The 24,012-nt window shown below is 45.4% G+C and carries 24 protein-coding genes; 10 read left to right on the forward strand and 14 right to left on the reverse strand.

Annotated elements, in window-relative coordinates:
* The first annotated feature begins 86 nt into the window (after positions 1-86).
* Complete coding sequence (locus EL210_RS10680) at positions 87-2,201, forward strand: DNA topoisomerase 3 (RefSeq protein ID WP_018919556.1); 2,115 nt, start codon at positions 87-89, stop codon at positions 2,199-2,201.
* A gap of 50 nt (positions 2,202-2,251) precedes the next feature.
* Here the strand turns inward: EL210_RS10680 and EL210_RS10685 are convergent, their stop codons facing one another.
* On the reverse strand, positions 2,252-2,740 hold the full coding sequence (locus EL210_RS10685; protein WP_018919557.1) for a hypothetical protein: 489 nt from the start codon (positions 2,738-2,740) through the stop codon (positions 2,252-2,254).
* 102 nt (positions 2,741-2,842) lie between these two features.
* Here EL210_RS10685 and porE point away from each other — a divergent pair, with 102 nt between their 5' ends.
* Positions 2,843-4,894 carry a PorE family type IX secretion system protein gene (porE, locus tag EL210_RS10690; RefSeq protein ID WP_025879710.1) on the forward strand — a complete coding sequence of 684 codons (2,052 nt, stop codon included), beginning with the start codon at positions 2,843-2,845 and terminating at the stop codon, positions 4,892-4,894.
* 392 nt (positions 4,895-5,286) lie between these two features.
* Here porE and EL210_RS10695 read toward each other — a convergent pair whose 3' ends face one another.
* The 3 genes from EL210_RS10695 to EL210_RS10705 are packed head-to-tail and all read right to left on the reverse strand — an operon-like array spanning position 5,287 to position 6,967.
* Entirely contained in the window at positions 5,287-5,649 is a 363-nt protein-coding gene (locus EL210_RS10695; RefSeq protein ID WP_232000343.1) for a DUF5056 domain-containing protein, read from the reverse strand.
* Entirely contained in the window at positions 5,639-6,178 is a 540-nt protein-coding gene (locus EL210_RS10700; RefSeq protein WP_004371452.1) for an RNA polymerase sigma factor, read from the reverse strand. Before EL210_RS10700 ends, EL210_RS10695 begins: the two co-directional genes overlap by 11 nt.
* A gap of 6 nt (positions 6,179-6,184) precedes the next feature.
* Positions 6,185-6,967 carry a DUF6249 domain-containing protein gene (locus EL210_RS10705; RefSeq protein WP_018919559.1) on the reverse strand — a complete coding sequence of 261 codons (783 nt, stop codon included), beginning with the start codon at positions 6,965-6,967 and terminating at the stop codon, positions 6,185-6,187.
* Positions 6,968-7,077: 110 nt separating this feature from the next.
* Here EL210_RS10705 and EL210_RS10710 point away from each other — a divergent pair, with 110 nt between their 5' ends.
* Both EL210_RS10710 and EL210_RS10715 read left to right on the forward strand, forming a co-directional pair.
* Positions 7,078-8,364: a methyltransferase RsmF C-terminal domain-like protein gene (locus EL210_RS10710; RefSeq protein WP_025879709.1), complete on the forward strand. Its 1,287-nt coding sequence runs from the start codon at positions 7,078-7,080 to the stop codon at positions 8,362-8,364.
* Complete coding sequence (locus tag EL210_RS10715) at positions 8,361-8,843, forward strand: dihydrofolate reductase (RefSeq protein ID WP_018919561.1); 483 nt, start codon at positions 8,361-8,363, stop codon at positions 8,841-8,843. The genes EL210_RS10710 and EL210_RS10715 overlap by 4 nt, the downstream gene beginning before the upstream one ends.
* 52 nt (positions 8,844-8,895) lie before the next feature.
* On the opposite strand, the gene EL210_RS10720 is transcribed toward EL210_RS10715, so the two are convergent.
* The 9 genes from EL210_RS10720 to EL210_RS10760 form a co-directional block, all read right to left on the reverse strand.
* Positions 8,896-9,396: an Lrp/AsnC family transcriptional regulator gene (locus EL210_RS10720; protein ID WP_004371456.1), complete on the reverse strand. Its 501-nt coding sequence runs from the start codon at positions 9,394-9,396 to the stop codon at positions 8,896-8,898.
* A gap of 97 nt (positions 9,397-9,493) precedes the next feature.
* On the reverse strand, positions 9,494-9,967 hold the full coding sequence (locus tag EL210_RS10725; RefSeq protein WP_004371457.1) for an ExbD/TolR family protein: 474 nt from the start codon (positions 9,965-9,967) through the stop codon (positions 9,494-9,496).
* Positions 9,964-10,491 (reverse strand): ExbD/TolR family protein, encoded by a 528-nt coding sequence (locus EL210_RS10730; RefSeq protein WP_025879708.1) that lies wholly within the window; start codon positions 10,489-10,491, stop codon positions 9,964-9,966. The genes EL210_RS10725 and EL210_RS10730 overlap by 4 nt, the downstream gene beginning before the upstream one ends.
* Before the next feature lie 2 nt (positions 10,492-10,493).
* A complete protein-coding gene (locus EL210_RS10735) occupies positions 10,494-11,009 on the reverse strand; it encodes a hypothetical protein (protein WP_018919563.1) in 516 nt (171 codons plus the stop codon).
* Positions 11,003-11,851, reverse strand: coding sequence for a MotA/TolQ/ExbB proton channel family protein (locus tag EL210_RS10740; RefSeq protein ID WP_004371460.1), 849 nt, complete (start codon positions 11,849-11,851; stop codon positions 11,003-11,005). Before EL210_RS10740 ends, EL210_RS10735 begins: the two co-directional genes overlap by 7 nt.
* A gap of 15 nt (positions 11,852-11,866) precedes the next feature.
* Positions 11,867-12,643: a TatD family hydrolase gene (locus EL210_RS10745; RefSeq protein WP_018919564.1), complete on the reverse strand. Its 777-nt coding sequence runs from the start codon at positions 12,641-12,643 to the stop codon at positions 11,867-11,869.
* 2 nt (positions 12,644-12,645) lie between these two features.
* On the reverse strand, positions 12,646-13,347 hold the full coding sequence (locus EL210_RS10750; protein ID WP_018919565.1) for a hypothetical protein: 702 nt from the start codon (positions 13,345-13,347) through the stop codon (positions 12,646-12,648).
* 25 nt (positions 13,348-13,372) lie between these two features.
* On the reverse strand, positions 13,373-14,344 hold the full coding sequence (locus EL210_RS10755) for a polyprenyl synthetase family protein (protein ID WP_004371463.1): 972 nt from the start codon (positions 14,342-14,344) through the stop codon (positions 13,373-13,375).
* A gap of 1 nt (position 14,345) precedes the next feature.
* Entirely contained in the window at positions 14,346-15,071 is a 726-nt protein-coding gene (locus tag EL210_RS10760; protein WP_018919566.1) for an energy transducer TonB, read from the reverse strand.
* 318 nt (positions 15,072-15,389) lie between these two features.
* Here EL210_RS10760 and porQ point away from each other — a divergent pair, with 318 nt between their 5' ends.
* From porQ to EL210_RS10780, 4 genes are all read left to right on the forward strand, one after another.
* Positions 15,390-16,337, forward strand: a complete 948-nt coding sequence (porQ, locus tag EL210_RS10765; protein ID WP_018919567.1) for a type IX secretion system protein PorQ — start codon at positions 15,390-15,392, stop codon at positions 16,335-16,337.
* Entirely contained in the window at positions 16,334-17,026 is a 693-nt protein-coding gene (cmk, locus tag EL210_RS10770) for a (d)CMP kinase (protein WP_018919568.1), read from the forward strand. The genes porQ and cmk overlap by 4 nt, the downstream gene beginning before the upstream one ends.
* Positions 17,027-17,141: 115 nt before the next feature.
* On the forward strand, positions 17,142-17,390 hold the full coding sequence (locus EL210_RS10775; RefSeq protein ID WP_018919569.1) for a hypothetical protein: 249 nt from the start codon (positions 17,142-17,144) through the stop codon (positions 17,388-17,390).
* Positions 17,387-17,575 carry a type II toxin-antitoxin system RelE/ParE family toxin gene (locus tag EL210_RS10780; protein ID WP_018919570.1) on the forward strand — a complete coding sequence of 63 codons (189 nt, stop codon included), beginning with the start codon at positions 17,387-17,389 and terminating at the stop codon, positions 17,573-17,575. The genes EL210_RS10775 and EL210_RS10780 overlap by 4 nt, the downstream gene beginning before the upstream one ends.
* Before the next feature lie 340 nt (positions 17,576-17,915).
* Here the strand turns inward: EL210_RS10780 and EL210_RS10785 are convergent, their stop codons facing one another.
* Positions 17,916-19,889 (reverse strand): glycoside hydrolase family 97 protein, encoded by a 1,974-nt coding sequence (locus EL210_RS10785; protein WP_018919571.1) that lies wholly within the window; start codon positions 19,887-19,889, stop codon positions 17,916-17,918.
* A gap of 961 nt (positions 19,890-20,850) precedes the next feature.
* On the opposite strand from EL210_RS10785, the gene hflX reads away from it, so the two are divergent.
* Both hflX and EL210_RS10795 read left to right on the forward strand, forming a co-directional pair.
* Complete coding sequence (gene hflX / locus EL210_RS10790) at positions 20,851-22,098, forward strand: GTPase HflX (RefSeq protein WP_004377251.1); 1,248 nt, start codon at positions 20,851-20,853, stop codon at positions 22,096-22,098.
* Positions 22,099-22,158: 60 nt separating this feature from the next.
* Complete coding sequence (locus tag EL210_RS10795) at positions 22,159-24,006, forward strand: DUF4954 family protein (protein ID WP_036890074.1); 1,848 nt, start codon at positions 22,159-22,161, stop codon at positions 24,004-24,006.
* The last annotated feature ends 6 nt before the right edge of the window (positions 24,007-24,012 follow it).

A 24,012-nucleotide genomic window follows, 5' to 3' on the forward strand; every position in this document is an offset into this window, starting at 1 on the left:
TTTTATCAATTCAAAAGGCTTAGAAGTGCTTTTTCATTTCATTTTCAACAATAATTCGTATCTTTGCATTCCTAAACTTATAAAGAATGATTGTCTGTATTGCCGAGAAACCAAGTGTAGCAAAGGATATAGCACGCATCTTAGGAGCCACAACTGCCAAGGATGGATACATGGAAGGGAACGGATATCAGGTCACATGGACCTTCGGCCACCTATGCGAACTGAAGGAACCCAATGATTATAGCGAGAACTGGAAGCATTGGAGTCTGGCTGCCTTGCCTATGATTCCACTGCGCTTCGGCATTAAACTCATTCCCGATGACGGCATTAAGAAACAGTTTTCCACCATAGAAAAGCTTTATGCTGGGGCAGATGAGATTATCAACTGCGGTGATGCAGGACAGGAAGGAGAGCTAATTCAGCGCTGGGTAATGCAAAAAGCCAATGTGAAATGCCCTGTGAAGCGGCTTTGGATATCGTCAATGACCGACGAAGCCATACAACAAGGCTTTCAAAATCTTAAGGATCAGCAGCAATATCAACCGCTTTATATGGCTGGTTTGAGCCGAGCTATCGGCGATTGGCTGTTGGGAATGAACGCAACCCGACTCTACACACTGAAATACGGACAGAATAAACAGGTGCTTAGTATAGGTCGTGTGCAGACACCTACATTGGCTTTGATAGTCAATCGGCAAAAGGAAATCGACCATTTTAAGCCAGAACCCTATTGGGTTTTGGCCACTATCTATCGCGATACGCAGTTCACGGCCACCTCTGGTAAGTTTACAAGCAAGGAAGAAGGCGAGAAAGCATTTGCCACTATCGACGGAAAACCGTTCACAATCAAGAGTGTTCAGAAGAAGAAAGGCACTGAAGCGCCTCCTCACCTCTATGACCTTACGTCGCTTCAAGTGGACTGTAACCGCAAATTCAGCTATTCGGCAGAGACTACTTTGAACCTTATTCAAAGCTTATACGAAAAGAAATTCACGACATATCCACGTGTCGACACGCAATATCTGAGCGATGATATCTATCCGAAATGCCCACAGATACTCAATGGTTTGAGTCAATGTAAGATTGATAGTCAGCCAAAATACATGCCATGGATAAAGAACTTGGCGGCCATGAGCAAGAAGTTACCCAAGAGTAAGAAGGTTTTCGACACGAGTAAGGTAACAGATCACCACGCCATCATACCGACCGGAGTTCCCGTGAAAAGCCTTACTGTCATGGAACAAAACGTGTTTGACCTCATTGCAACACGCTTTATCAGTGCTTTCTACCCTGACTGTAAGTTCTCAACGACCACAGTTCTCGGTGAAGTTGACGGCATAGAGTTCAAAGTTACGGGTAAAGAAATATTGGAACCTGGGTGGAGAAGTCTCACGGAAAGCATCTCCTCAAAGAACGAAAAGAGTGATACGCTTTCAAATAACATGGCTTCTCAAGAAGAAGAACAACCCACTTCCCCCGCTCTTCGAGATGAAATTGGGGGTGAAACTGCCGCTCTTCCCACTTTCACTAAAGGCGAAAGCGGGCCTCACACGCCTACACTCACGGAGAAACAGACCACGCCTCCGAAGTTCTATACAGAGGCTTCGCTGCTCCGTGCCATGGAAACGGCGGGCAAATTCGTTGAAGATGATGAGCTGCGTGCAGCCTTGAAAGAGAATGGCATAGGCCGTCCTTCGAGCCGAGCAGGTATCATTGAGACCCTTTTCAAACGTAAATATATCCGTCGTGAACGCAAGAATCTCGTGGCCACTCCTACGGGAATAGAACTCATCGACATGATACATGAGAAGCTGCTCACGAGTTGTGAACTCACGGGTATATGGGAAAAGAAGCTCCGCGACATAGAACATCGGAAGTATGATGCCTCACAATTCATCGAAGAATTAAAGACACAGATCTCCAATATCGTTAATGATGTGCTGCGTGACAATAGTAATCGTCGCGTGACTATACTCTCCGATGAGGACTTAAAGAAGAAAACGAAGAAGAAAGCAGCACCAAAATCCACGGAGAAAAAGGTCTCTAAAAAGGACAAGCCCCTAAAACCAAGTGATGAACTCATCGGGAAACCCTGCCCACTATGTGGCAAAGGACACATCATCAAGGGGAAAACTGCCTACGGATGCAGCTGCTGGAAGGATGGCTGTAAATTTGTTTTGCCTTTTAATGACAAAGTATAGACGACATTCATCAAGGTTAATGACCATTAGATGAATGTCTGATTTCACGCTTAATTCTGCTTTTTCAAGAAACTTTCTATGGCTTTCCGGCTCCTCAACGAATCGGTTTCACTTCCATAATAGCCTCTGTAAATTCTCTTTCGAAGGCCTAACCACCGCTTATATACTGATATATAATCACTATTTGTGACAAAGGAGGCATAGTCAACTACAACTTCATAGTCCTTGTCTTGATAGAGGACTTCATATGTTCTGCCTGGCATCGAGTAACTATAAAACAGTAAGTGCAATACCAAAACAGGCAAACTTAGCCATGATATCGCGTATAATGTTTTGGTCACAGCATTCGGATTACGCAGGCTTTGCACATAAAACCATCGAATAATCAAGACACAACACGATGCCGGACCAAGTAACCAAAGGGTATCATTCAATGCAGCTGGCCACGCAATCTTCAAGAGAAGCGGTGGCATTTCCAATGCAAGACACGTCCAAAACACGCCTATCAGAAGTCTGACAAAATACTTTTTTATCTTCATATTGACCTTATCTGCGGGGCAAAGATATAAAAATCTATCAGAAATACAGGGCAAAACCCACTGAAAACTATAATATAACCCCATGCAAAACGTTATTTATACATGCAGAAAATCCACCTTATCATATACATTACAACCCTCTTTGCCCTCGCTTCCTGCGGCACTGAACGCGCCATGAAGAAAGCCGAGCAGCATCAAGCCATAGGAGAATATTACGATGCTGCACAGCAATACCGCAAAGCCTACCAACAAACCCCGGCCAAAGAACGCACAGAACGTGGTCAAAGAGCCGTGAAAATGGCACGCTGTTATGCTAAAATCAACCAGACACAACGTGCTATATCAGCTTTCCGAAACGCCATACGTTACCAACAAGCCACATTGAACGACCAACTCATCTATGCGCGATTGCTCTTGAAAGACGGACAATATAAGGCAGCAGAAAAGGAGTTCTTGACCCTGAAAGACTCTCTTCCAAACGACACTTTGGTGTTGAATGGCCTCGCTTCTGCACACCAATCACCACTCTGGAAGAAGCAAGGAAGCAGCTATACCGTCAGGAAAATGGCGGCTTTCAACTCCTATAAAGCAGACTATTCGCCCATGCTCTATGGCGACGAAAGCAACATTCTCTACTTTACTTCCACGCGAAAAGAGGCCGAAGGTGACGAGCAAAGCGGTATTACGGGAATGAAGAACGGTGACATCTTCTTTACCGAGAAGAACGATAAAGGCAAATGGAGCAAGCCCGAACCCGTTGGCGGAGCCCTCAACACGGCCTTCGACGAGGGTGCATGTGCCTTTTCTCCCGACGGCAGAACGATGTACCTGACACAGTGTTCAACTGATCCCACCTATCCACGCTATGCCCGTATCATGACTTCCGAACGTAGCGATGCCACATGGGGCAAGCCTTCCGAACTGCCAATCTCCCGCGACACACTCTCTCTTTTCGCCCACCCTGCCGTCTCTCCCGATGGCCATTGGCTCTATTTCACCTCTGACATGCCGGGAGGAATGGGTGGACTTGACCTCTGGCGCATACGAATTACAGCCGCAGGATTAGGCGGAGCAGAGAACCTCGGGGTACCTATCAACACACCAGGCAACGAGGAATTCCCCACTTTCCGACCCAATGGAGACCTCTACTTCTCGAGCGATGGCCATCCCGGATTAGGCGGTTTAGACCTTTTTATGGCCCATTTCGATGCACAAGGGCACCCGACAATCACCCATTTGGGCTATCCGATGAACAGCAACGGCGACGACTTCGGCATGACTTTCGAAGGCCCTCACAACCGCGGATACTTCGCTTCAAACCGCAACGACAGTCGAGGCTACGACCATATCTATAGCTTTGAGAATCCCGAAATCGTGCAGACGGTCAAAGGTTGGGTATATGAGAAAGACGGATATGAGCTTCCTCATGCACAGGTTTACATGGTGGGAAACGACGGAACGAATGTAAAACTGAGCGTAAGAGGCGACGGTTCGTTCACACAGACCCTCAAACCGGGAGTCAACTACATTTTCCTTGCCACCTGTGACGGCTTTCTCAATCACCACGCAAGCCTCAACATACGCCCCACAAAGGCTTCAGAAGAGCACGTACTGCAATTTCCTTTGGCCTCAATCACGGCTCCTGTGCTCATCGACAACATCTTCTACGACTTCAACAAGGCCACACTTCGCCCCGAATCAACCGCTGCACTCGATGAACTTGTCACGTTGTTGAACGAAAATCCGCATGTAACCATTGAACTTGCAGCCCACTGTGACTACCGCGGTTCGGCCGAGTACAACCTCCGTCTGTCGCAGCAAAGGGCCGAGAACGTAGTGCGTTATCTCATCAGCAAAGGCATTGCTGCCGACCGTCTGACGGCTGTCGGCTACGGAAAACAACGTCCGAAAACCATTCGAAAGAAGCTCACCGAGAAGTACACATGGCTGAAAGAAGGCGACCAACTCACTCCCGCTTTCATCGAAAAGCTTGATAAAGAGCAGCAGGAAACATGCAATCAACTGAACCGACGCACGGAATTCAGCGTGCTCCGAACAACATACGGCATGTTCGACAAGGACGGGAAACTGAAGAATGAACCTGAAAAGAAACAGCAGAAAAAGGGAAAAGAAGAGGCCGAAATATACTTCTGAACCAAAGAAATGATGTAGACAAGCCATGGATTTGGCCCTTTTGCGTTGTCAAATAAATTCACATCAGATTTGCATTCGCCTCTGAAATTGATTATCTTTGCCGTAGGGAAGGTGTACAGATGCTTTCCCTTTTTTCATACCTAAGTACAACAAGAAGTATAAAAAGGCTGAAACCACTCGCAAAGTCATATGAAATCAGCATCTCATCTGCATCAAATCAGCGTGTGAAGTGACGCAGATTACAAGACGACATGACTTTAGTCAGCTTGCAAAATGACCGATTTCAGAACGCAACTACCAACAAACAAAAAAGCGAACAAAATGATTTTGTCCGCTTTTTTGAGTATTTTGTTAAATAAATATAAAGGCTATCGCTCCATATAAAAGCCTCCCTAAATATACCTTTGCACATTTTTCAAGACATGATACACCCCAAAAATCATCACCGCAACAAGTCCGACATAAGTCAACAGTGCTGTGGTCATGTTCAAATCGGGCATGACGACAGCCTCTGAAAGACTGCTCCACAGATGGGTTAAAGCCACAAGAAGCACTTTCGTTCCCTGCTGCATGATGAAATAAACGACCACAGCCACCATGCAAAGGAGCGTCCATACCGTGTTCAACCGACGCATACGCGACTCCGGGAGCCGTCGCATCACTCTGCGTGAGAAGCCTCGGTCTTCGATTTCTCCTATCTGATGAGCCTCAAAGAAGCTTGCAATCAGTTTCTCATCAATATGATTATCTGTCATATCCATTCTGTTTAAGATAAACGGTCAGTTTCTGTTTTCCACGCGAGAGATGGCTTTTCACCGTTCCTTCTGCCATGCCCGTGATTTCTGATATCTTATCAATGCTCTGCCCTTCTATCAGCTGAAGCGTGATGCAAGAACGCTCACAGGCCGACAAAATGTGCAGAGCCTGCTGCAAATCCATCTTCAATCCGCTGTCCACTCCTGCCGACTTACGTCCCGACATGCCCGGAGCATCAATGTCATCCGTAGGTTTGTTACGCCTCACATAATCGTAAAAGGTGTTGTAGGCAATGCGATAGAGCCAGGTTGAAAAGCTCGACAGGCCACGGAAATGCGTAATATTGGTGTATGCTTTGATGAAAGTATCCTGTGCAAGGTCGTCACTGAGCTGGACATCTCCCCCCGTTTGGGCTAGAAAGAAACGTCGTATAGGCGACTGATATTTCACAACCAATCGGTCGAAAGCCTTTCGGTTGTGAAACACAGCCACCTGTGTTACGAGAGAGATATCGTTCAGTTCCTTCACGTTTCGTTACGCTTGTGGTTGATTATCCGTGTTCTGAGTCTTGTTTTCCGTAGACTCTTCTTCATAAGAATCCTGCTTTTCGTCTTCAAACTCCTCATAAATAGGCGACTCATTCCTACGGCTTGTGCGCCCGATAAGCATCTGTCCAGCCCCCATGCAGAGTATCAAGACGCCCACTCCAACGAGTTGTTCTGCACCAATAAACCAGAACAAAGCCATGAGTCCGAGGCCTATTGAAGCCGTCTTGATGCCCCGTTGCCACTGATCTTCATTGGAATAAGTGCGATGTTTCGCAATTTTTGCACCCGAAGGAACAGCTTGTCCGCTTTCCATTGCCTTCTCTGCAAGTCGCACATTGTCATTATGCCGACGAATGAGATAGCGCAAAACAAGGATGATAATGATGAAAGGCGACACGAGAAACAGGAAGACAAGCACAACAATCAGCAATGCAAAGATAACTGCTCCGACGCCTAATGCCCCCGTGATAGCTTTTACAAACCAGGGAGATTCGTTGAAATCGTCTTCCTGGACATGATAACCTGAAGTGTAAGTGGTGTCGACTACAGCCGTGTCAACAGTATCATCAGCAGAAGAAGTAGTGTCAGAAAAGGCCTCAATACCTCCATTCTTTGCCTTTTCAGCAGCTGCTTTATGAGATCTGTCAGAGGCTTTTGCCTTGCGAGACACGGTTTCTGTGCGCGGCGTGTGCCTGTGCCGCTGTGCCTGTGCCACATGGATTGTTCCTAATGTCAACACTAACAAGAGTGTGATAAAAGTCTGTTTCATATCTATTGCTTTATTTATTATTTCTGTTGTTTAGACGAAACGCCGGCTCGTTTAGTTGCAAAGGAACGAAAAAATTCCTAATTTTGCATTATATATCAAGACAAATGACCATGAATCTGCCAAAAGATTTCATAGAATATACACGCCGGTTGATGGGTGAAGAACTGTATGCTGCGTTTGAAAAAGGCATGCAGGAAGAGGCACCTGTCAGCATTCGGCTCAACCCTTTCAAGCTCAATACTGCGCAAGTCTGCGTGAAAGACAAGGAAACTGATGTTCCTTGGTGCCGCAATGCCATGTTTCTGAAGTCGCGTCCGAACTTCACTTTCGACCCCATGCTACATGCCGGACTCTACTATGTGCAGGAAGCGGCATCTATGTTTGTAGACCATGTGCTGCGCGAAGTGGTCAAAAAGCCCGTCCGTATGCTTGACCTTTGTGCGTCACCCGGTGGGAAATCCACTTGCGCCTATGCTGCTTTGCCCGCCGGAAGTCTGCTTTTCAGCAATGAGCCTATACGTCAACGGGCGAATATTCTGAATGAGAATGTCTTGAAATTTGGCGTTCCAGACATCATTGTGACCAACAACTATGCCCGCGACTATCAGCAAAGCAAGTTGCAGTTTGACGTTATTCTGACCGACGTTCCCTGCTCGGGGGAGGGCATGTTTCGTAAAGATGCGGGGGCGATTGACGATTGGAGCATGAAGAAAGTAGAGGAATGTGCCCGCCTGCAGCGTGAGATTGTCAGCGATATATGGTCATGTCTCAAGCCTGGAGGACTGCTGATATATTCCACTTGCACTTTCAATGCACATGAAGATGAGGAGAATGTGGCATGGATAGCCAAGGAATTGGGAGCCGACTTCATTGAAATTCCTACAGAAAAAGCATGGAATATCATGGGAAGTCTTATCGACAAGAACCCTGTCTACCGCTTCGTTCCCGGTAAAACGCGTGGAGAAGGCCTCTTCATGGCTGTGCTTCGGAAGTATGGAGAGCCTGCCGATGTGAACGAAGAAAGGCGCTTGAAAGAGATAAAAGCTATTCATGAAAAGGCACTGAAGAAGCTACATGTGCTGTCACATGGCCCATTGCCCGACATGATGAAAGGCAGACAAGCCCTTCCCGACCATTCGAAAGCACTCTCTGTAACGGCAGATTTGCACGCCTATCCACACGTAGAAGTGGATTATCAGCAGGCCATTGCCTACCTTCGCACGGAAGCTGTCACGCTGAAAGCAGATGCTCCGCGCGGTATAGTGCTATTGACTTACCGTGATTTTCCTATCGGTTTTGCCAAGAACTTAGGCAACCGAGCTAACAATCTCTATCCGCAGGCGTGGAAAATCAAAAGTTCACACATCCCCGAAGACAACAACATTGTGATTGAATGATACTCTCTCTCATTGCAGCAGTGGCCCGAAACCGTGCCATTGGCTATCAGAACAGATTACTATTCCACATCAAAGCCGACCTTGAACATTTCAAACGGCTGACCATGGGGCATGTGGTTATCATGGGACGTCATACGTTCGAATCGCTGCCCAACGGCGCCTTGCCTCATCGGAAGAATATTGTCATCAGTAAATCTGTTGCTTCTTTTCATGGTTGTACGCGTGTTTCATCATTCAAAGAGGCTTTAGACATGTGCCAAACAGAAGAAGAAGTGTTCGTTATCGGCGGAGAACAGGTGTATAAAGAAGCCATTACGCAGGCCGATAGGCTTTATCTGACAGAGATAGATGCCCCGGCAGAGCAGGCCGATGCTTATTTCCCTGCCTATAACTCCTGGCATTTGGTGGCTCACGAAGCCCATAAAAAAAGCGAAGACAACCCTTTTGTCTTCGCATTTACTGTTTATCAGAGACGTTGAGTAGGTGAGTTAACGAGTTGACGGTGGACAGGTTAACGGTCATCTCCTATGCTCATTCGTCTTCATCCTCATCATTATTCTCTTCAACCTGAATGTCGGTAATCGGCAATTGTCGGTCAATGAGCATGCTGAATGAAATGATAGTCTCACTGCGTGATAGCCCTAAAGGTTGCAGTTTATCATGAATAATCTGCATCATGTGGCGATTATTGTGGGCATAAAGCTTGATAAAGAGATCCATACCGCCTGTAGTTGTATGGCATTCTACCACTTCGGGAATCTTCTTCAAAGCATCAACAACGATGTCATGCTTCTCTGGATTCTTCAGATAAAGAGCGATATAAGCACATGTTTCATAACCAACCTTCTCGGGATCAATAATGAATTGTGAGCCCTTTAATACGCCTAAAGCCGTTAACTTCTGTATACGTTGATGAATTGCAGCACCACTTACATTGCAAGCTCGCGCCACTTCAAGGAATGGAATGCGTGCATCCTCTGAAATAAGCTTAAGGATTTTCCTATCCAGTAAATCTAAATTATGATGTGACATATTATATATTAATTTGCTTGCAAAGTTAGTATATTAGTTTGAATGTTGCAACTAAAATTATAATATTATGACAGATTGTTATCTAATTTTATAGGAATTATTTCTTTATCTCTGTTGCAGAGTAGTTTATCTTCAACGCTTTTGCCTGGCGCAATGCCTGTTTCACCTCATTGACAACACTCATTTTAGTTGCTTTGTCGGCTTTTATAGAGACGGTCATCAATTGCTGATCTTCGGGAGAAAGCCTGCTTTTCTCTGCCGAAATATAATCAATGATTTCGCTCGGAGTGACATATTTGTCATTCAACTGAATGCACGAACCGTCGAAAACTAAAGCCGAGACGGGATAACGACTACTTATCGGCCGACCGATATGCACATAACTGACAGCCGACTTCTTAGTCAAGCGCGTCAGTTCTGTACCTTGTGGCACGCGATATTCTACCTTCAGCGTCTCCTTACGCATGTGAGTAACAATCATGAAGAAGAACAAAACGGAGAATATCAAGTCAGGAAGTGAAGCGGTATTCAAGCCTGGCATTTCATGAATATGACGCCGAAAGAGACTCATTGTGTGCCTCCTTTCTCTGCCATATTATAGGTTTCAGCCACGCGTTGCGGGCAAAGTGTGCGCAATTCTTCGCGTTGTTGAGGAGACAGTTGATTGTAAACATGGCCATATTTCTGTTGTGCTGTGCGGTCACGCCATTCGCGATAGGCTGCAACAAGGGCATTCTGAACATGAAAATAGGCATCATAACTCGACTCAGGATGAGCATCCAAAGAGATAAGATGGCTTTTCCCACGTGCCATTACGAAGCGTAAGATATGATTTGAAAGCTGTTTCTGCGACATAGGTTTACCGTCAACAAGCAGCTGATTCTGTGCAGTTATCTTGATTTCTAACAGGCGTTGCCTATCAACTTCAGTCTCATTCTGCTGCTGTTTGTGCTCCGCAGGCGGCAATTGTCGTGGGAGTCCTTTGTCAACATCCATAGAAGAAGCCACTAAAAAGAATATCAACAGCATGAAAGATATATCTGCTGTAGACGTCGTATTCAGTCCAGGAACCCTATGTTTTCTATGCCTAAACATGCTCACTTCTTTGCTCCCCGATAATATTTCGTAGCGCCATAGATAGCAGCGGCAATGGTTACAAGCAACAGAATGACCGATGTATAGATGAACATATCCGATACTTTCAACCAAAACCAATCTCCATAAGGCCGTCCATTGACAAGCATTTCACGACCGGAAGCCACAAGAAAAGAAAAGACTACTATGCCTATCGTACCCAAAATGACACTTCGAGAGATGCGCGCAGCAGGCACATTGTTTTCAATTCCATTACCCGAGCCACGCAATTTGCGTACACTTCGCACAACAGCCCATATCGACAAACCACCTGCAAGCAGTATTAACACGAGCATCAATGACAGTAACAAGTCGGTAAACAATGGCGCATTGAAGCTTGGATTGTCGGCGAAAGGACGGTCATAACCTATGCCATAGAACAAAACAAACACCACTGCAGCCAACGTTATCAGCAGATAAAGCACCCGTTGTGATATCCGTTCCGTAGGCCAATGCCTTATATTGCTCAGTCTTAACATTCTTTTTTCAACTTATATTTCATCACAACATCTAACAAAGTGATAGCACTTTCTTCCATTTGTGACGTGATATGCTCTATCTTTGAAAGGATATAGTTATAGAACACCTGTAAGATCAGGGCCACGATGATACCGAAAATCGTTGTCAGTAAAGCCACTTTCATTCCTGAAGCCACGATGGTCGGACTGATATCTCCTGCTGTCTGAATCTGATCAAAGGCCATAACCATGCCGATAACTGTACCTAAAAAGCCCAAAGAAGGAGCCATGGCAATGAACAAAGTAATCCATGAACAACCCTTTTCAAGGTTTGCAGCCTGCACGGAACCATAGGAGACAACAGACCGTTCTATGTTATCAATGCTTTCATGTACACGCTCTAAACCTTGATAACAGATAGAGGCTACAGGACCACGGGTATCTCGGCACAACTTCTTTGCACCCTCAATATCTCCTTTCATGATGCGTTCGTCAAGGTCGGTCATAAACTTTTTCGCATTGATTTCAGACAAACTGAGATAGATGATGCGTTCAATGCAGAAGGCAAGACCAATGACCAAGGCCAAAGCTACCAATGACATGAAGCCTGCATCGCCCTCTATGAACTTGGTTTTCAAGGCTTGATGAAAGCCTTCGCTCGTCACGCCATCTCCCAACAACGCACTACTGTCGGCCACAGCTTCATCAAGCTGGGCTGCAAGAGCATCATCATTAGAAGTCGTATCGACTTTCGCCGTATCTGTTTTTGCCTGACCTGCACTCTTGTTCTGCGCCATTGCCGGACTGAAAAGCAAGCCTGTCAGCAGCAACAGCATGGCAAAACGTGCCATAAAATGTTTCATCTTTATTCTTGTTTTTTATATTTTCGTGAATATACGTCTTACGTTTTCTTCTGTCACTTGCGCCACCTTGTCGGCTGAAACACCATAAACCTCAGCCAATTTCTCCAATACCAAATGTACGAAAGCACTCTCATTACGTTCTCCCCGATGTGGAACAGGGGCCATATATGGGCTGTCTGTCTCTAAAACAATACGCTCCAAAGGAACTGAAGCGGGCAGGTCTTCACGCAAATGACTGCTCTTAAACGTCAAAACACCACCTATTCCAAGTGCAAATCTCTTGAATTGCAGCAGCTGTTCTGCCTCTTTCTGATTGCCCGTGAAACAGTGGAAGACACCTCCCGAGAGCCGACTTTCATACTTTTTCAGGATATGTACTAACTCATTTTGGGCCTTACGACAATGTATCATCAGTGGTAATTGCACCTCAACAGCCCACTCCACCTGCGCTTCAAAAGCCAACAACTGCTCCCGTTCAAATGTCCTGTCCCAATAAAAGTCAAGTCCAACCTCACCAATAGCAATGAAAGGAGCCTCATTGAAACGCGATTTCATTGCATCAAGCTGCATCTCCCAGTCGGCTTTTATTTCCTCGGGATGCAGACCAATCATTGGAAAAGCATAGCCGGGAAACTGCCGACACACATCAAGGACGGTGTCAACAGACTTCAAGTCAATGGCAGGAATGAACACACGGCCCACACCTTGCTCCTTAGCCCTGCTGATTACATCGGGCAAATCGGCTTTGAATTCCTCGCCATCTAAATGTGTATGTGTATCTGTAAATGTCATTTTCAATAAATATGTTCCTCATTTCGGCGATAATAATAAATCACCCCATACTTCCGGCACTGTTCAAATTTCACCTCGGGTGGTTCATTCTGAAAGTGCGCCTCTATCTGATTCCACAGATTAAGAATGATTTCATCGACCTTAGGACGCAGCATCTGCACCTTATCAAGCGCTGTTTGAGTCTGCAACATCAGTTTCCGCTGCTGTTCATAAGCTTCACGAAAGATGTCGAAATGGGTTGACACCATGCTGATAGTAGGGTTATAGATAGCCCTTCCACCCTGCTTTAGTCGCGCTTTCTCACCTTCAATGATCTTCGGCCCCCATGCAAGCAACCCTTCAGCCGACTTCAGATTAGCCGGCATTGCCTTTGCTTTTTCATCCAAACCATATAGCTTCAGCTGTGCTTTCCGTATTTCTCCACGCTCTACAGCCATGAGCAGAACCTGAATGAAATGCCCCACATACATTGCTGCATTGCGTTGAGGCTTCTCTACATACGGCGCTCTTCGCGTCTGTACTTTCAACTGAAGGGTATATTGGTCGACAGCAGTTTTCAGTTCGTTATAAGCCGGTTGTGCCGCATTGATAGTCTCCCAATCTACAAACCGACCTCTCACCGTGTAGAGACTGTCGTTTCCAAGCAATGTCTTCAAGGCCTTGAGCCTGCTTGCATCCGTTTTAGGTAATCTTCTATAAGGCATTATCTGCTTCCCGGGATTGGTTCACTTAATTCTTCCGATGCATCATTTTCTGTGCATAAAGCCGAAGTTCGGCCTTACGTTCATCGCTCACTTGCACTGCATCAAGATACTTCTTACTCTCTTCAAAATAATAAGCAATCTTCTCAATTGCCAGTTTATCCACGCCCACCTTATTATATATAGCAGTCACAGCAGCCACTTTCTCATCGCTGTTGAACGTCTCTGCTTCCATCCAATGCTGCAGTTCACGCCGCTGTTCGGCATCAGCTCGGTTGTAAGCATTGATGAGCATGTAGGTTTTCTTATTGCAGATGATGTCTCCTCCGACTTTCTTTCCAAAGACTTTCGGGTCACCATAAACATCAAGATAATCGTCCTGAAGCTGAAAAGCCAATCCAATCTGCTCGCCAAATTTATAGAGATTGTCCTGATCCTGCTTCGAGGCACCGGCCAAGATAGCCCCAATCTTCTGTGCACAAGCCAGCAGAACACTCGTCTTGAGGCGTATCATCTCAATGTATTCGTCTTCAGTGACATCATTGCGCGTTTCGAATTCCATGTCATATTGCTGCCCCTCACCTATCTCCAAGGCCGTTTCCGTGAACGTATGAAGCACATCTGACAGATAAACAGGATTACACTTTGCCATGCGTTCATAGGCAAGAACCAGCATCGAATCACCGCTCAAGATAGCTGTGTTGGCATCCCATTTGCGATGAACTGTTTCATGTCCGCGCCTCATATCAGCGTTGTCCATCAGGTCATCGTGCAACAATGTATAGTTATGATAGGTCTCTAAGGCGCAGGCCGGCATGAGAACAGACTCCACATCGTCCTTAAACAGACCGTAAGACAACAGCATCAGCACGGGCCGAATACGCTTTCCACCCATCGAAAGCACGTATTTCACGGGGTCATACAGGCCACTTGGCTTGCGATCATACTTCAGATTGTCTAAAAAGTCATTGACCTTTACTAATAATTCTTCAGCTTTCATTTTATAACTTAAAGTTTATCGGGATGGCAAACATCGTCCGACAAGGTTTGTTCTTCTCTATTCCCGGCTTCCATTTCGGCATCATCTTGACCACACGTAAGGCCTCTTGGTCAAGCAAAGGATCGATGCCTTTCTCTATTTTCTCATTCGTAACAGAACCGTCCTTATTGATGATAAACGACACAACTACTTTGCCTTCAAGTCTCTGACGCTGTGCCAAAGCGGGGTAATGCAGGTTGCGTGTGAGCCATTTCATCAGCTCAACCATGCCTCCCGGGAACTCCGGCAGCTTCTCTACAATGCGGAAATGCAGCGGATTATCATTCTCGTCAACAGCCACTTGCGATTGAGAAGCGGTAGAATTAGCATCATCCTGCGTGTTCGTGCGCACGTTCTCACCGCCTACACCCTGTGTCATATCACCATTGTCAGGACTGAGTTTCTCAGCCATTTGGGGCGTCTTATCCACGGCTTTGAGTTTTTCGGTGACGGCATGTGTGGCTCCACTCGGTGCAACCGCTATCATATCCCTGACATCCATGGCCGGCATCAGCTCGATATCCTGGCTCATATCATCGGTCATGCCATTGTTGTGACTGTCATCAGCAGGCCCCGAGGTATATTCAAAGCCCACATAAAGCATGGCGAGCACTAACACTAAGCCCAACAGGAAATTAGTTGTTCGCTTGTGTTCTATGTCTGCACGATATGACTTTTTTATTTCCATGCTATATGAAACACATTCACTCTCCACGCATCATGCAACATCTGAAAACTCTTTCTATAACTCATTGACTACCAAGTGATTTCAGAATACCTTGCAATCTGCGTCATTTTACCGTGCAACTTGCGTCAGATTACACGCTCATCTGCGTCAGTTTGCACGGTAAAATGACGCAGATTGGAAACCCATTTCATGCTATATGAAAAACAGTCTCTTTGGACTTATTCATTAACATGCTGTCAACGGTCTCACATTGTAAGGCAAAATTAATGCTTATATTTGAAAAAAAACGTATCTTTGTCGAATAATTAGGAAAATTAAATGAAAATAACTACATTCGCACTTCTATTTAGTCTATGTGCAACTCCAGTCGTTGCGCAGGAAAGTCTGACGGGATATAACTTCCTCAGACTGCCCAACAGTGCCCATGGAGCAGCCCTCGGTGGCGACAACATCACACTGATTGAGGACGACGAATCGCTTATTTTCAACAATCCGGCCCTGCTTTCAAGTGTTTCAGATAAGACCATAAGCCTCAACTATATGAACTATATGCGTGGCGCAAACATGGCAAGTGCAGCTTTCAACCGCAATGTCGGCGAGCATGCTTCGTGGGCTGTTTCAGCGCAATATCTCAACTATGGCAAGATAAAAGAGGTGGATGAGAACAATGTGCAGACAGGAGAATTCTCGGCAAAAGACATCTCGTTGGCCGGCTATTTCTCGTATATGCTTACCGAACGGCTTGCAGGTGGCATTGCCGCGAAGTTGATAACATCATATATCAGCTCGTATAATTCCATTGCCATGGGCGTTGACTTGGGACTTAATTACTATGACAGTGACCATGAATGGAGCGTTTCGTTAGTGGCTAAAAACCTTGGAGGACAACTCAAAGCTTACGATGATCAGTTTGAGAAAATGCCTTTAGATGTTCAGCTTGGAGTAAGCAAAAAACTCACAAACACCCCCATTGGGCTGTCTGCAACCCTTGTAGACATGAATCACTGGAACTACAAATTTATCGACCATTTGGTAGCAGGCATCGATGCACATCTGTCAGAAAGCATCTGGGTTGGCCTTGGATACAACTTCCGTAGGGCGCATGAGATGCGCATTACCGATACGTCCGGCGAAGAAAGTAGCCACGGGGCAGGCTTCAGTATGGGTGCAGGTTTGAACTTGGAGCGGTTCAAAATCAACCTCGCCTATGGCAAATATCACGTCAGCAACAATTCAATCATCATTAATATTGCTTATTCATTATGAAGAAAATAACCATTGCCATTGACGGATTTTCGTCATGTGGCAAGAGCACTATGGCCAAAGACTTGGCCAAGAAGTTAGGATATGTCTATGTAGATACCGGTGCCATGTATCGTGCTGTGACGCTTTATGCCATGAGAAATGGGCTTTTCAATGCCGATGGTAGCGTCAAGACGGCTGACCTTGAACGGCAGATGAACAAGATTAACATAACATTCAAACTTAACAAGACGGCCGAAAGACCCGATACTTACCTGAATAATGAACTTGTAGAAAACGACATCCGGACGCTTGAAGTGAGCAATCATGTCAGCCAGATTGCAGCAGTTCCTTTCATACGTGAAGCCATGGTAGCCCAGCAACAGCGTATGGGGAAAGACAAAGGTGTCGTGATGGACGGGCGAGATATCGGCACAACAGTCTTCCCCGAGGCTGAACTGAAAGTGTTTGTCACGGCTTCTGCCGAGGTAAGAGCACAGCGTCGATATGACGAACTCAAAGAAAAAGGCATACCTGCTGACTTCAACGACATTCTGAAAAACGTGCAGGAGCGCGACTATATCGACAGTCATCGCGAGGTAAGTCCGCTTCGAAAGGCTCCCGATGCTATCGAACTCGACAACAGCCACATGACAATTGCCGAGCAAAGTGCATGGCTCATGGAGCAGGTTGAACAGAAAATTGAGGCGTAAAAGGCTTATTTTACAGTGTAGCTTCTATTTAGTTCCTATCATATTAAGGACATAAATATTTGGAAGATGACAGAAAATAATCTATATTTGCAAAGACAACAAGAGCAGAACTGCAATGACACAATTGGTAATTACGATTAAAGACGACAAGATAATCCCCTACCTCAAGAAAGTTCTTGAGGCTATAAGCGGGGTCGTTAATGTCAAGACATGCAGTGAAAAAACTGAAACCATTGTTGACCCTGATACTGGTTGGGCACTGAATGACGACATTGTAAGTGACGTTGTGGCCTACCGTTCAGGCAAAGACAAAGGATATTTGGCTAAAGATGCAGATGATTTATTTGCCCAATTGGATGCATGAGTTACATTATTCGCTACTCTTCAAACTTCAAGAAAGCATATAAACGTTGTAAGAAGAGAGGACTTGACATGTTATTACTAAAGGAAGTAATTCGAATTCTCTCTGAAGAAGGAAAACTTCCTCCTACATATCATGCCCATACTCTACAAGGAAAGTATAAAGATCTATGGGAATGTCATATATAACCAGACCGGCTTCTTGTTTGGGAACAAAACGATAAGGAGTTTATTCTATACTTTCTCAGTACAGGAACACATAGTGATTTATTCAAGAAATAAGTTAAAATCTATGCAAACACACACACTAATAAATCACATTTTGGCTTTTGAATGGTAACTGTTCACTATAGTATTAGTACAAAACAAACATATCTTCACAAATCATTAATACTCATATAGAGGCTCTCAACATAGAACTTTCACTATTCACAAACAGACTTCTCCCTGTCTTCAGAAACCTTTGATTTCCTTTCAGGAACTTACTTAACGGCTAAAAACTAAAGACAGGGAGAAGCGTTTCTTGCATTTACTCGTTCACAATGACGCCACCACGCGGCTGAACCGTCACTTTCAGCTGTCCGTTGCTACCAACTTTCTGACGTTTCATGCCTGGTGTGAGCCACAAAGAGCCTGCCTTTTTCGGGCCGTCTGCATACACATTGACTTCTTTTCCGGCAAACATCGGGAGATGAAGTGTCAAGGTAATAGGCTTCTCTTCAGCGCTGATAGCAGCAGCATACCACTTACCTTCCGTGGTTTGTCGAGCCACAGCAAAGTGCTTTCCGGGGTAACCGGCAAGGAAACGGAGGTCTTTCCACGTTGTAGGAAGCTGCTTCAGCCAGTCTGTTTCGAAAGCAGGCAGACTTTCAAGTGCGTTCGGTGTGAGTGCCACACAGTTCACACTACACTGATTGGTGATAGCCGTTGCCATTTCAAAGATATCACCTGTGAACCGTTGATGACGACTCTTATTGTCCTTGCTCATATAGCGGTTCATCAGCACCCCACCCCAATCGAATGCTGCAACGGCATTTCTTGTAAACGGATACATGGTCAGTTCGAATGCTTCCTGCTTGGCATGATGTTCTGTGAAGTACACATTCTCACTCGCTAAAGCGGCTTCATTAGCCACAAAGTTAGGATACATACGCTCCCAGCCACGTGGCAATGTGCAGCCATGGAAGATGACTTGAAGTCCATAGTCATTGGCATCGCTGAGGATATCCTGGTAGAGTTGAAGCGTCTGTTGCTTGTCGCCACCGAAGAAATCAACCTTTATCGCCTTCACACCTATCTTCTTCATCCACGCCATGTCACGCTTACGGGCAATCGAATTGCTCATAACATTGCGCGGTCCCTGCGGTGCATCGTTCGCTGTTCCATTACTGTTATACCACAACATGAGGCTCACACCCTTGCTTTGTGCATAGCGTGAGAGCTCTTCCATACGCTTTCGGCCAATCTGTTTGTCCCAAAGTGCATCCACAAGGATATATTCATAGCCCATCTTGGAAGCCACATCAATAAACTTTACCTGGTCATCATAGTTGCAACTTTCATCCATCCAAAGTATCCAACTCCATGTATAGCGCCCCGGTTTACAGTCATATTTCGCCTTATAAAGCGGTTCAACGACATCATAAGGGATGGTGGTTTCAACAATAGGTTGCAGCGAACGGCCCACTGTTATCGTGCGCCATGGCGTGCTTCCCGGTACAGGAATAGACGCAAACTCACTGCCAACACCGTTGTTTTCTCCTGCTTGCGGATAGGCAACATGATATCCCTTGCCAGGCTCATATTCGGAGAGTCGGCATCCGGGATAACTCGTTGTACCTGTTTCAGAGACAAGAACCCACGTGTTTTCTCTGCCGTTTGGAATGCGATAAAGACAGGGGAAAGTATATCCAACGCCATAGGTTGACTTGTCGGTCAAGCGTGCATCGGCGCGATATTCTTCCTCATAACTCGGCTTTGTGCGTTCCCAACCCGACATAGGCTGTATCTGTGGCGTGAGGAAAGTATGCGTTTCATCGGGAAAATTGAAACTGCTGGCCTCGCTATATACAACGCCACACCGTGGATTTTCACCCTTGGAAGGCAGCAAGGTGTAGCGATAAGCCACATCATGATTGCCTACAGAGAACGTCATCTGCAATGGGAAACCTTTTTCATTGACTAATTTCAACGTCAATTGAGTTGCTTCATAGTCCACATGTGCACGTTTTGTACGCGTCATATCGTATGCCTTATTCATCGCCTTTTCCGTGGCCTTAACGATTCTCATGCCTTGTGTGAAGTCGCCATAATCGGCTTTCAGTCCAAGCGCTGAAGGCTTCAGGACTTCTGTTCCGTCATAGAAAATCGCATAAGTAAGCTTTCCTCCTTCATCGTTGACCGAGAGTTTGAGCTTTTTGTCAGGTGAATAAACAGTGTGAACGTCGGCAAAGACCATTGCAGTGAGGCTCAATGCCCATGCCAATAAAAAGGTTTTCTTCATGTTATTACGTAAAAGTTGTTTTGCATTCACAAAGATAAGACAAAAGCAACAAACCACAAAAGCCAAGCGAAGAAAATCATCCGAATGACGAAACTAAGCGACAAAACAGAGAAGAAAAGACCTTACGGATGATGATTTTTCGTTGAATTCCTTGCTCGTTTTTAACACTTCAGAAGACCACCAAACAGAGAAAAACAGACGAAAAAACAGGAGTTAGTTTGCTTTTTCAAAGTTCTTTGTGTGCAATTTCATTCATGATGCGCTGTGATTTGACGCAAGTCATGCTGCTGTTTGCGTCAGATTACACCATGAAATGATGCAAGATATAAGCTGATTTGACGCAAATTGCAGTGTTTCTCAGCGTGATTATTCCCCATAATTTGACTTGGATTTTATAACCATCTGACTGTCAATATGTTGTAAAACCATAAAAAACAGCACCTATTTGGAACGAAAAAGCCTCCTGTTTTGAATTCACTGATTTAACAAGCACAACTGTAAACATTAATGATAAGATTTAACATATCATCCGCCTTGTGCTATTTCATCATGACTTTCAACGCATCGGAGGGTATGTTTCCTATCATTTTTCCTTGAAACAGAGCATAGACTATATGGCAAAGAAAAAGCCCCGACTCAACGTCGAGGCCTATTTCTTTTTGAAATGTTTCAGTAGTTTGTTCTTAAGAAGTCATGAGTTTATTGAAAATCTGTATTGTTTCCATTATCAATCTGGGGCAAAGATAGGCAAAAGTTTCAATGAGTTAGCATGAAACGAAACAAATCATGCAAATAATTACGTAAACGTTTGCGGCAAAAAGTCTATCTGCATGAAGTGTCACCTCATAGCTTTTCGCACACGGAAAGAATTGAACTCCTGCATAACTTTCTTACAGCCATTCGATGAATTATCGTGCTAATTTATTAAATTTGCACCATATTGTATATATAAACAAAGCTGATGAAAGAATTTGTAATCTCTGAAGTCAAGGCCGAAACAGCCATTTTGGTGGGTTTAATCACCAATAACCAGTCGGAAGCCAAGACAAAAGAATACTTAGATGAACTCGAATTCCTTGCTGACACGGCAGGGGCTGTGACCGTGAAGCGCTTCACTCAGAAGGCAAACGGCCCCAGTGCGGTGACTTATGTGGGTAAAGGCAAGTTGGAAGAAATCAAGAATTACATCGAAACTTGCGAAGAAAACGAAGAGCCTATAGGTATGGTTATCTTCGATGATGAGCTTTCTGCCAAGCAAATCCGCAACATAGAAAACGAGTTGAAGGTAAAGATACTCGACCGAACCTCATTGATTCTCGACATATTTGCAATGCGGGCACAGACTGCCAACGCTAAAACGCAAGTGGAATTAGCCCAATATCGTTACATGCTTCCACGCTTGCAACGACTTTGGACGCACTTGGAAAGACAGGGAGGTGGCTCTGGTTCGGGTGGAGGTAAAGGTTCTGTGGGACTTCGTGGCCCTGGAGAAACACAGCTTGAAATGGACCGTCGTATCATTCTTCAGCGCATCACGCTGCTCAAACAGCGCCTCGTGGAGATTGATAAGCAAAAGGTTACCCAGCGAAAGAACCGTGGACGAATGATCCGTGTGGCGCTCGTGGGCTACACGAATGTGGGTAAAAGCACCATCATGAACCTGTTGGCAAAGAGTGAAGTGTTTGCCGAAAACAAACTGTTTGCCACGCTTGACACCACCGTTCGCAAGGTTGTTGTCGACAATCTGCCTTTCCTGCTGGCTGACACGGTAGGTTTCATTCGCAAACTCCCCACAGATCTCGTTGATTCCTTCAAGAGTACACTCGACGAAGTGCGCGAGGCTGACGTGCTGTTGCATGTGGTTGACATCTCACATCCCGACTTTGAAGAGCAGATACAGGTAGTGGAAAAGACACTTGCCGACTTGGGTTGCAGTGACAAACCCTCGATGATTATCTTCAACAAGATTGACAACTATCATTGGGTAGAGAAAGATGAGGACGACCTTACGCCCGAAACGCGCGAGAATATCACATTAGAGGAACTGAAAAAGACATGGATGGCACGCCTCAATGATAACTGCCTGTTCATCAGTGCCAAGGAGAAAATGAACATAGATGAGTTCCGAAGCACCCTATATAAAAAGGTGAGAGAGCTTCATGTGCAGAAATATCCCTACAATGACTTCCTATATCCGGAGGTGGAATAAACCACTTTACTCCGGTAATCGTAATTAAGGATAATGAACAATGAATTATGAATGAACATCATGCGACAACTTACAGATGAAGAAATAAGAGTTCTTGAAGACCGAAACTGCTGGGCTGAGGACTGGACAAACGTGCATGTATCAGATGATTTCAAGCCGAATTACATGCATCGGGTAATGCTTTACGGTGAGATTTCTATCGGCGACTTCGACAAGAACATTGAAGTGAGCCGTGGTTTCCTCAAGCATTCGGGCATCAACAACGCCACGTTGCGCAACGTAAGCATTGGTGATAACTGCCTGATTGAGAACATTGGCAGCTTCATCAATAACTACACGATTGGTGACGACTGCTATATCAGCAACGTAAGTGCTATGGAAACCACCGACGGGGCTACCTATGGCGAGGGCAATCTCATCTCTGTGCTCAATGAAGTTGGCGATGGAAACGTGATACTTTTCAGCGACTTGAACAGTCAGTTTGCTGCTTTCATGGCAAAACACTTCGGCGACAAGCCCCTCAAAGATGCCATTCGGCGCCTCATCAACGAAGAGATTGCCCGCAAACGCCACGATCAAGCCTATATAGGAAACCATGTAAAGATTGTCAACACCAAGGAAATTACGAACACGGTTGTCTATGATGACTGCGAAATCAATGGCGCTGCACGCCTCAGCGACTGTACTATTCTGAGTTCACCTGCTTCAAGCGTGTATATCGGTACAGGCGTTATCTGCGAGAATTCGATTATCAGTGAAGGTTCAAGCATTATCAACAGCGTTAAAATTCAAGACTGCTTTGTGGGCGAAGCCTGTCAGATCAGCAACGGATTTACGGCATCTTCAAGTGTGTTCTTTGCTAATTCTTACATGAGTAATGGGGAAGCTTGCGCCGCATTCTGTGGCCCTTTTACGGCCAGTCACCATAAAAGCAGCTTGCTTATTGGCGGTCAGTTCTCTTTCTATAACGCTGGAAGTGCAACGAATTTCAGCAATCATGCCTACAAAATGGGGCCTATGCACTACGGCATTTTGGAGCGAGGAACGAAGACAGCCAGCGGTGCTTATGTGCTCATGCCGGCCTATATCGGAACTTTCTCCGTGTGCTTTGGCAAGCTGATGTATCATCCCGACACGCGCAATCTGCCGTTCTCTTACCTCATCGCTTACGGCGATACAATGTATCTTTCGCCTGGAAGGAACATCACAACCGTAGGACTTTACCGCGACATTCGCAAGTGGCCGAAGCGCGATGTGCGTCCTGTGGGCAGCCAAAAAAGCATCGTCAACTTCGATTGGCTATCCCCTTTCTCTGTCGGAGAGATATTAGAAGGCAAACGAATCCTTGAGAAACTGCTCGATGCAAGTGGTGAAAACGTAACCACTTACACCTATCATAACTATGTGATCAATGCAAGTTCGCTCAACAAGGGCATCAAATACTACGATATTGCCCTGCGTATCTATATGGGGGCCGTGCTGAAACGAGTCATCAAGAAATGTGGAACAGTCGAGCCTCCGACGACAACTGTCGGGCTTGGAAAATGGAATGACCTCAGCGGACTGCTGCTTCCGGAGAGTGAAGAGATGCGACTGATTAACGATATCAAGAGCGGAGAGATTGAAACCATACAGGAAGTGACTGACCGTTTCAAGGAAATCAACTGCAATTACCGTGAATATCAGTGGGCTTGGACTTATCAGATGATACTTGACTACTATCATCTTTCAGAGATTACTGACGCAGATATTGAGCGAATTCGCGAGGACTATGTGCGTGCCCGACGTGCATGGATTGCCGAAATACGTAAAGATGCCGAGAAAGAATACGCCATGGGAGATGTTGAAAAACATGTACTTGATGACTTTATCGACAATCTTGACCACGAAATTGATTTTGAAAACTAAAAGAAT

This window comes from Segatella oris, from assembly GCF_900637655.1.
In the GTDB taxonomy this organism is placed as follows: domain Bacteria; phylum Bacteroidota; class Bacteroidia; order Bacteroidales; family Bacteroidaceae; genus Prevotella; species Prevotella oris.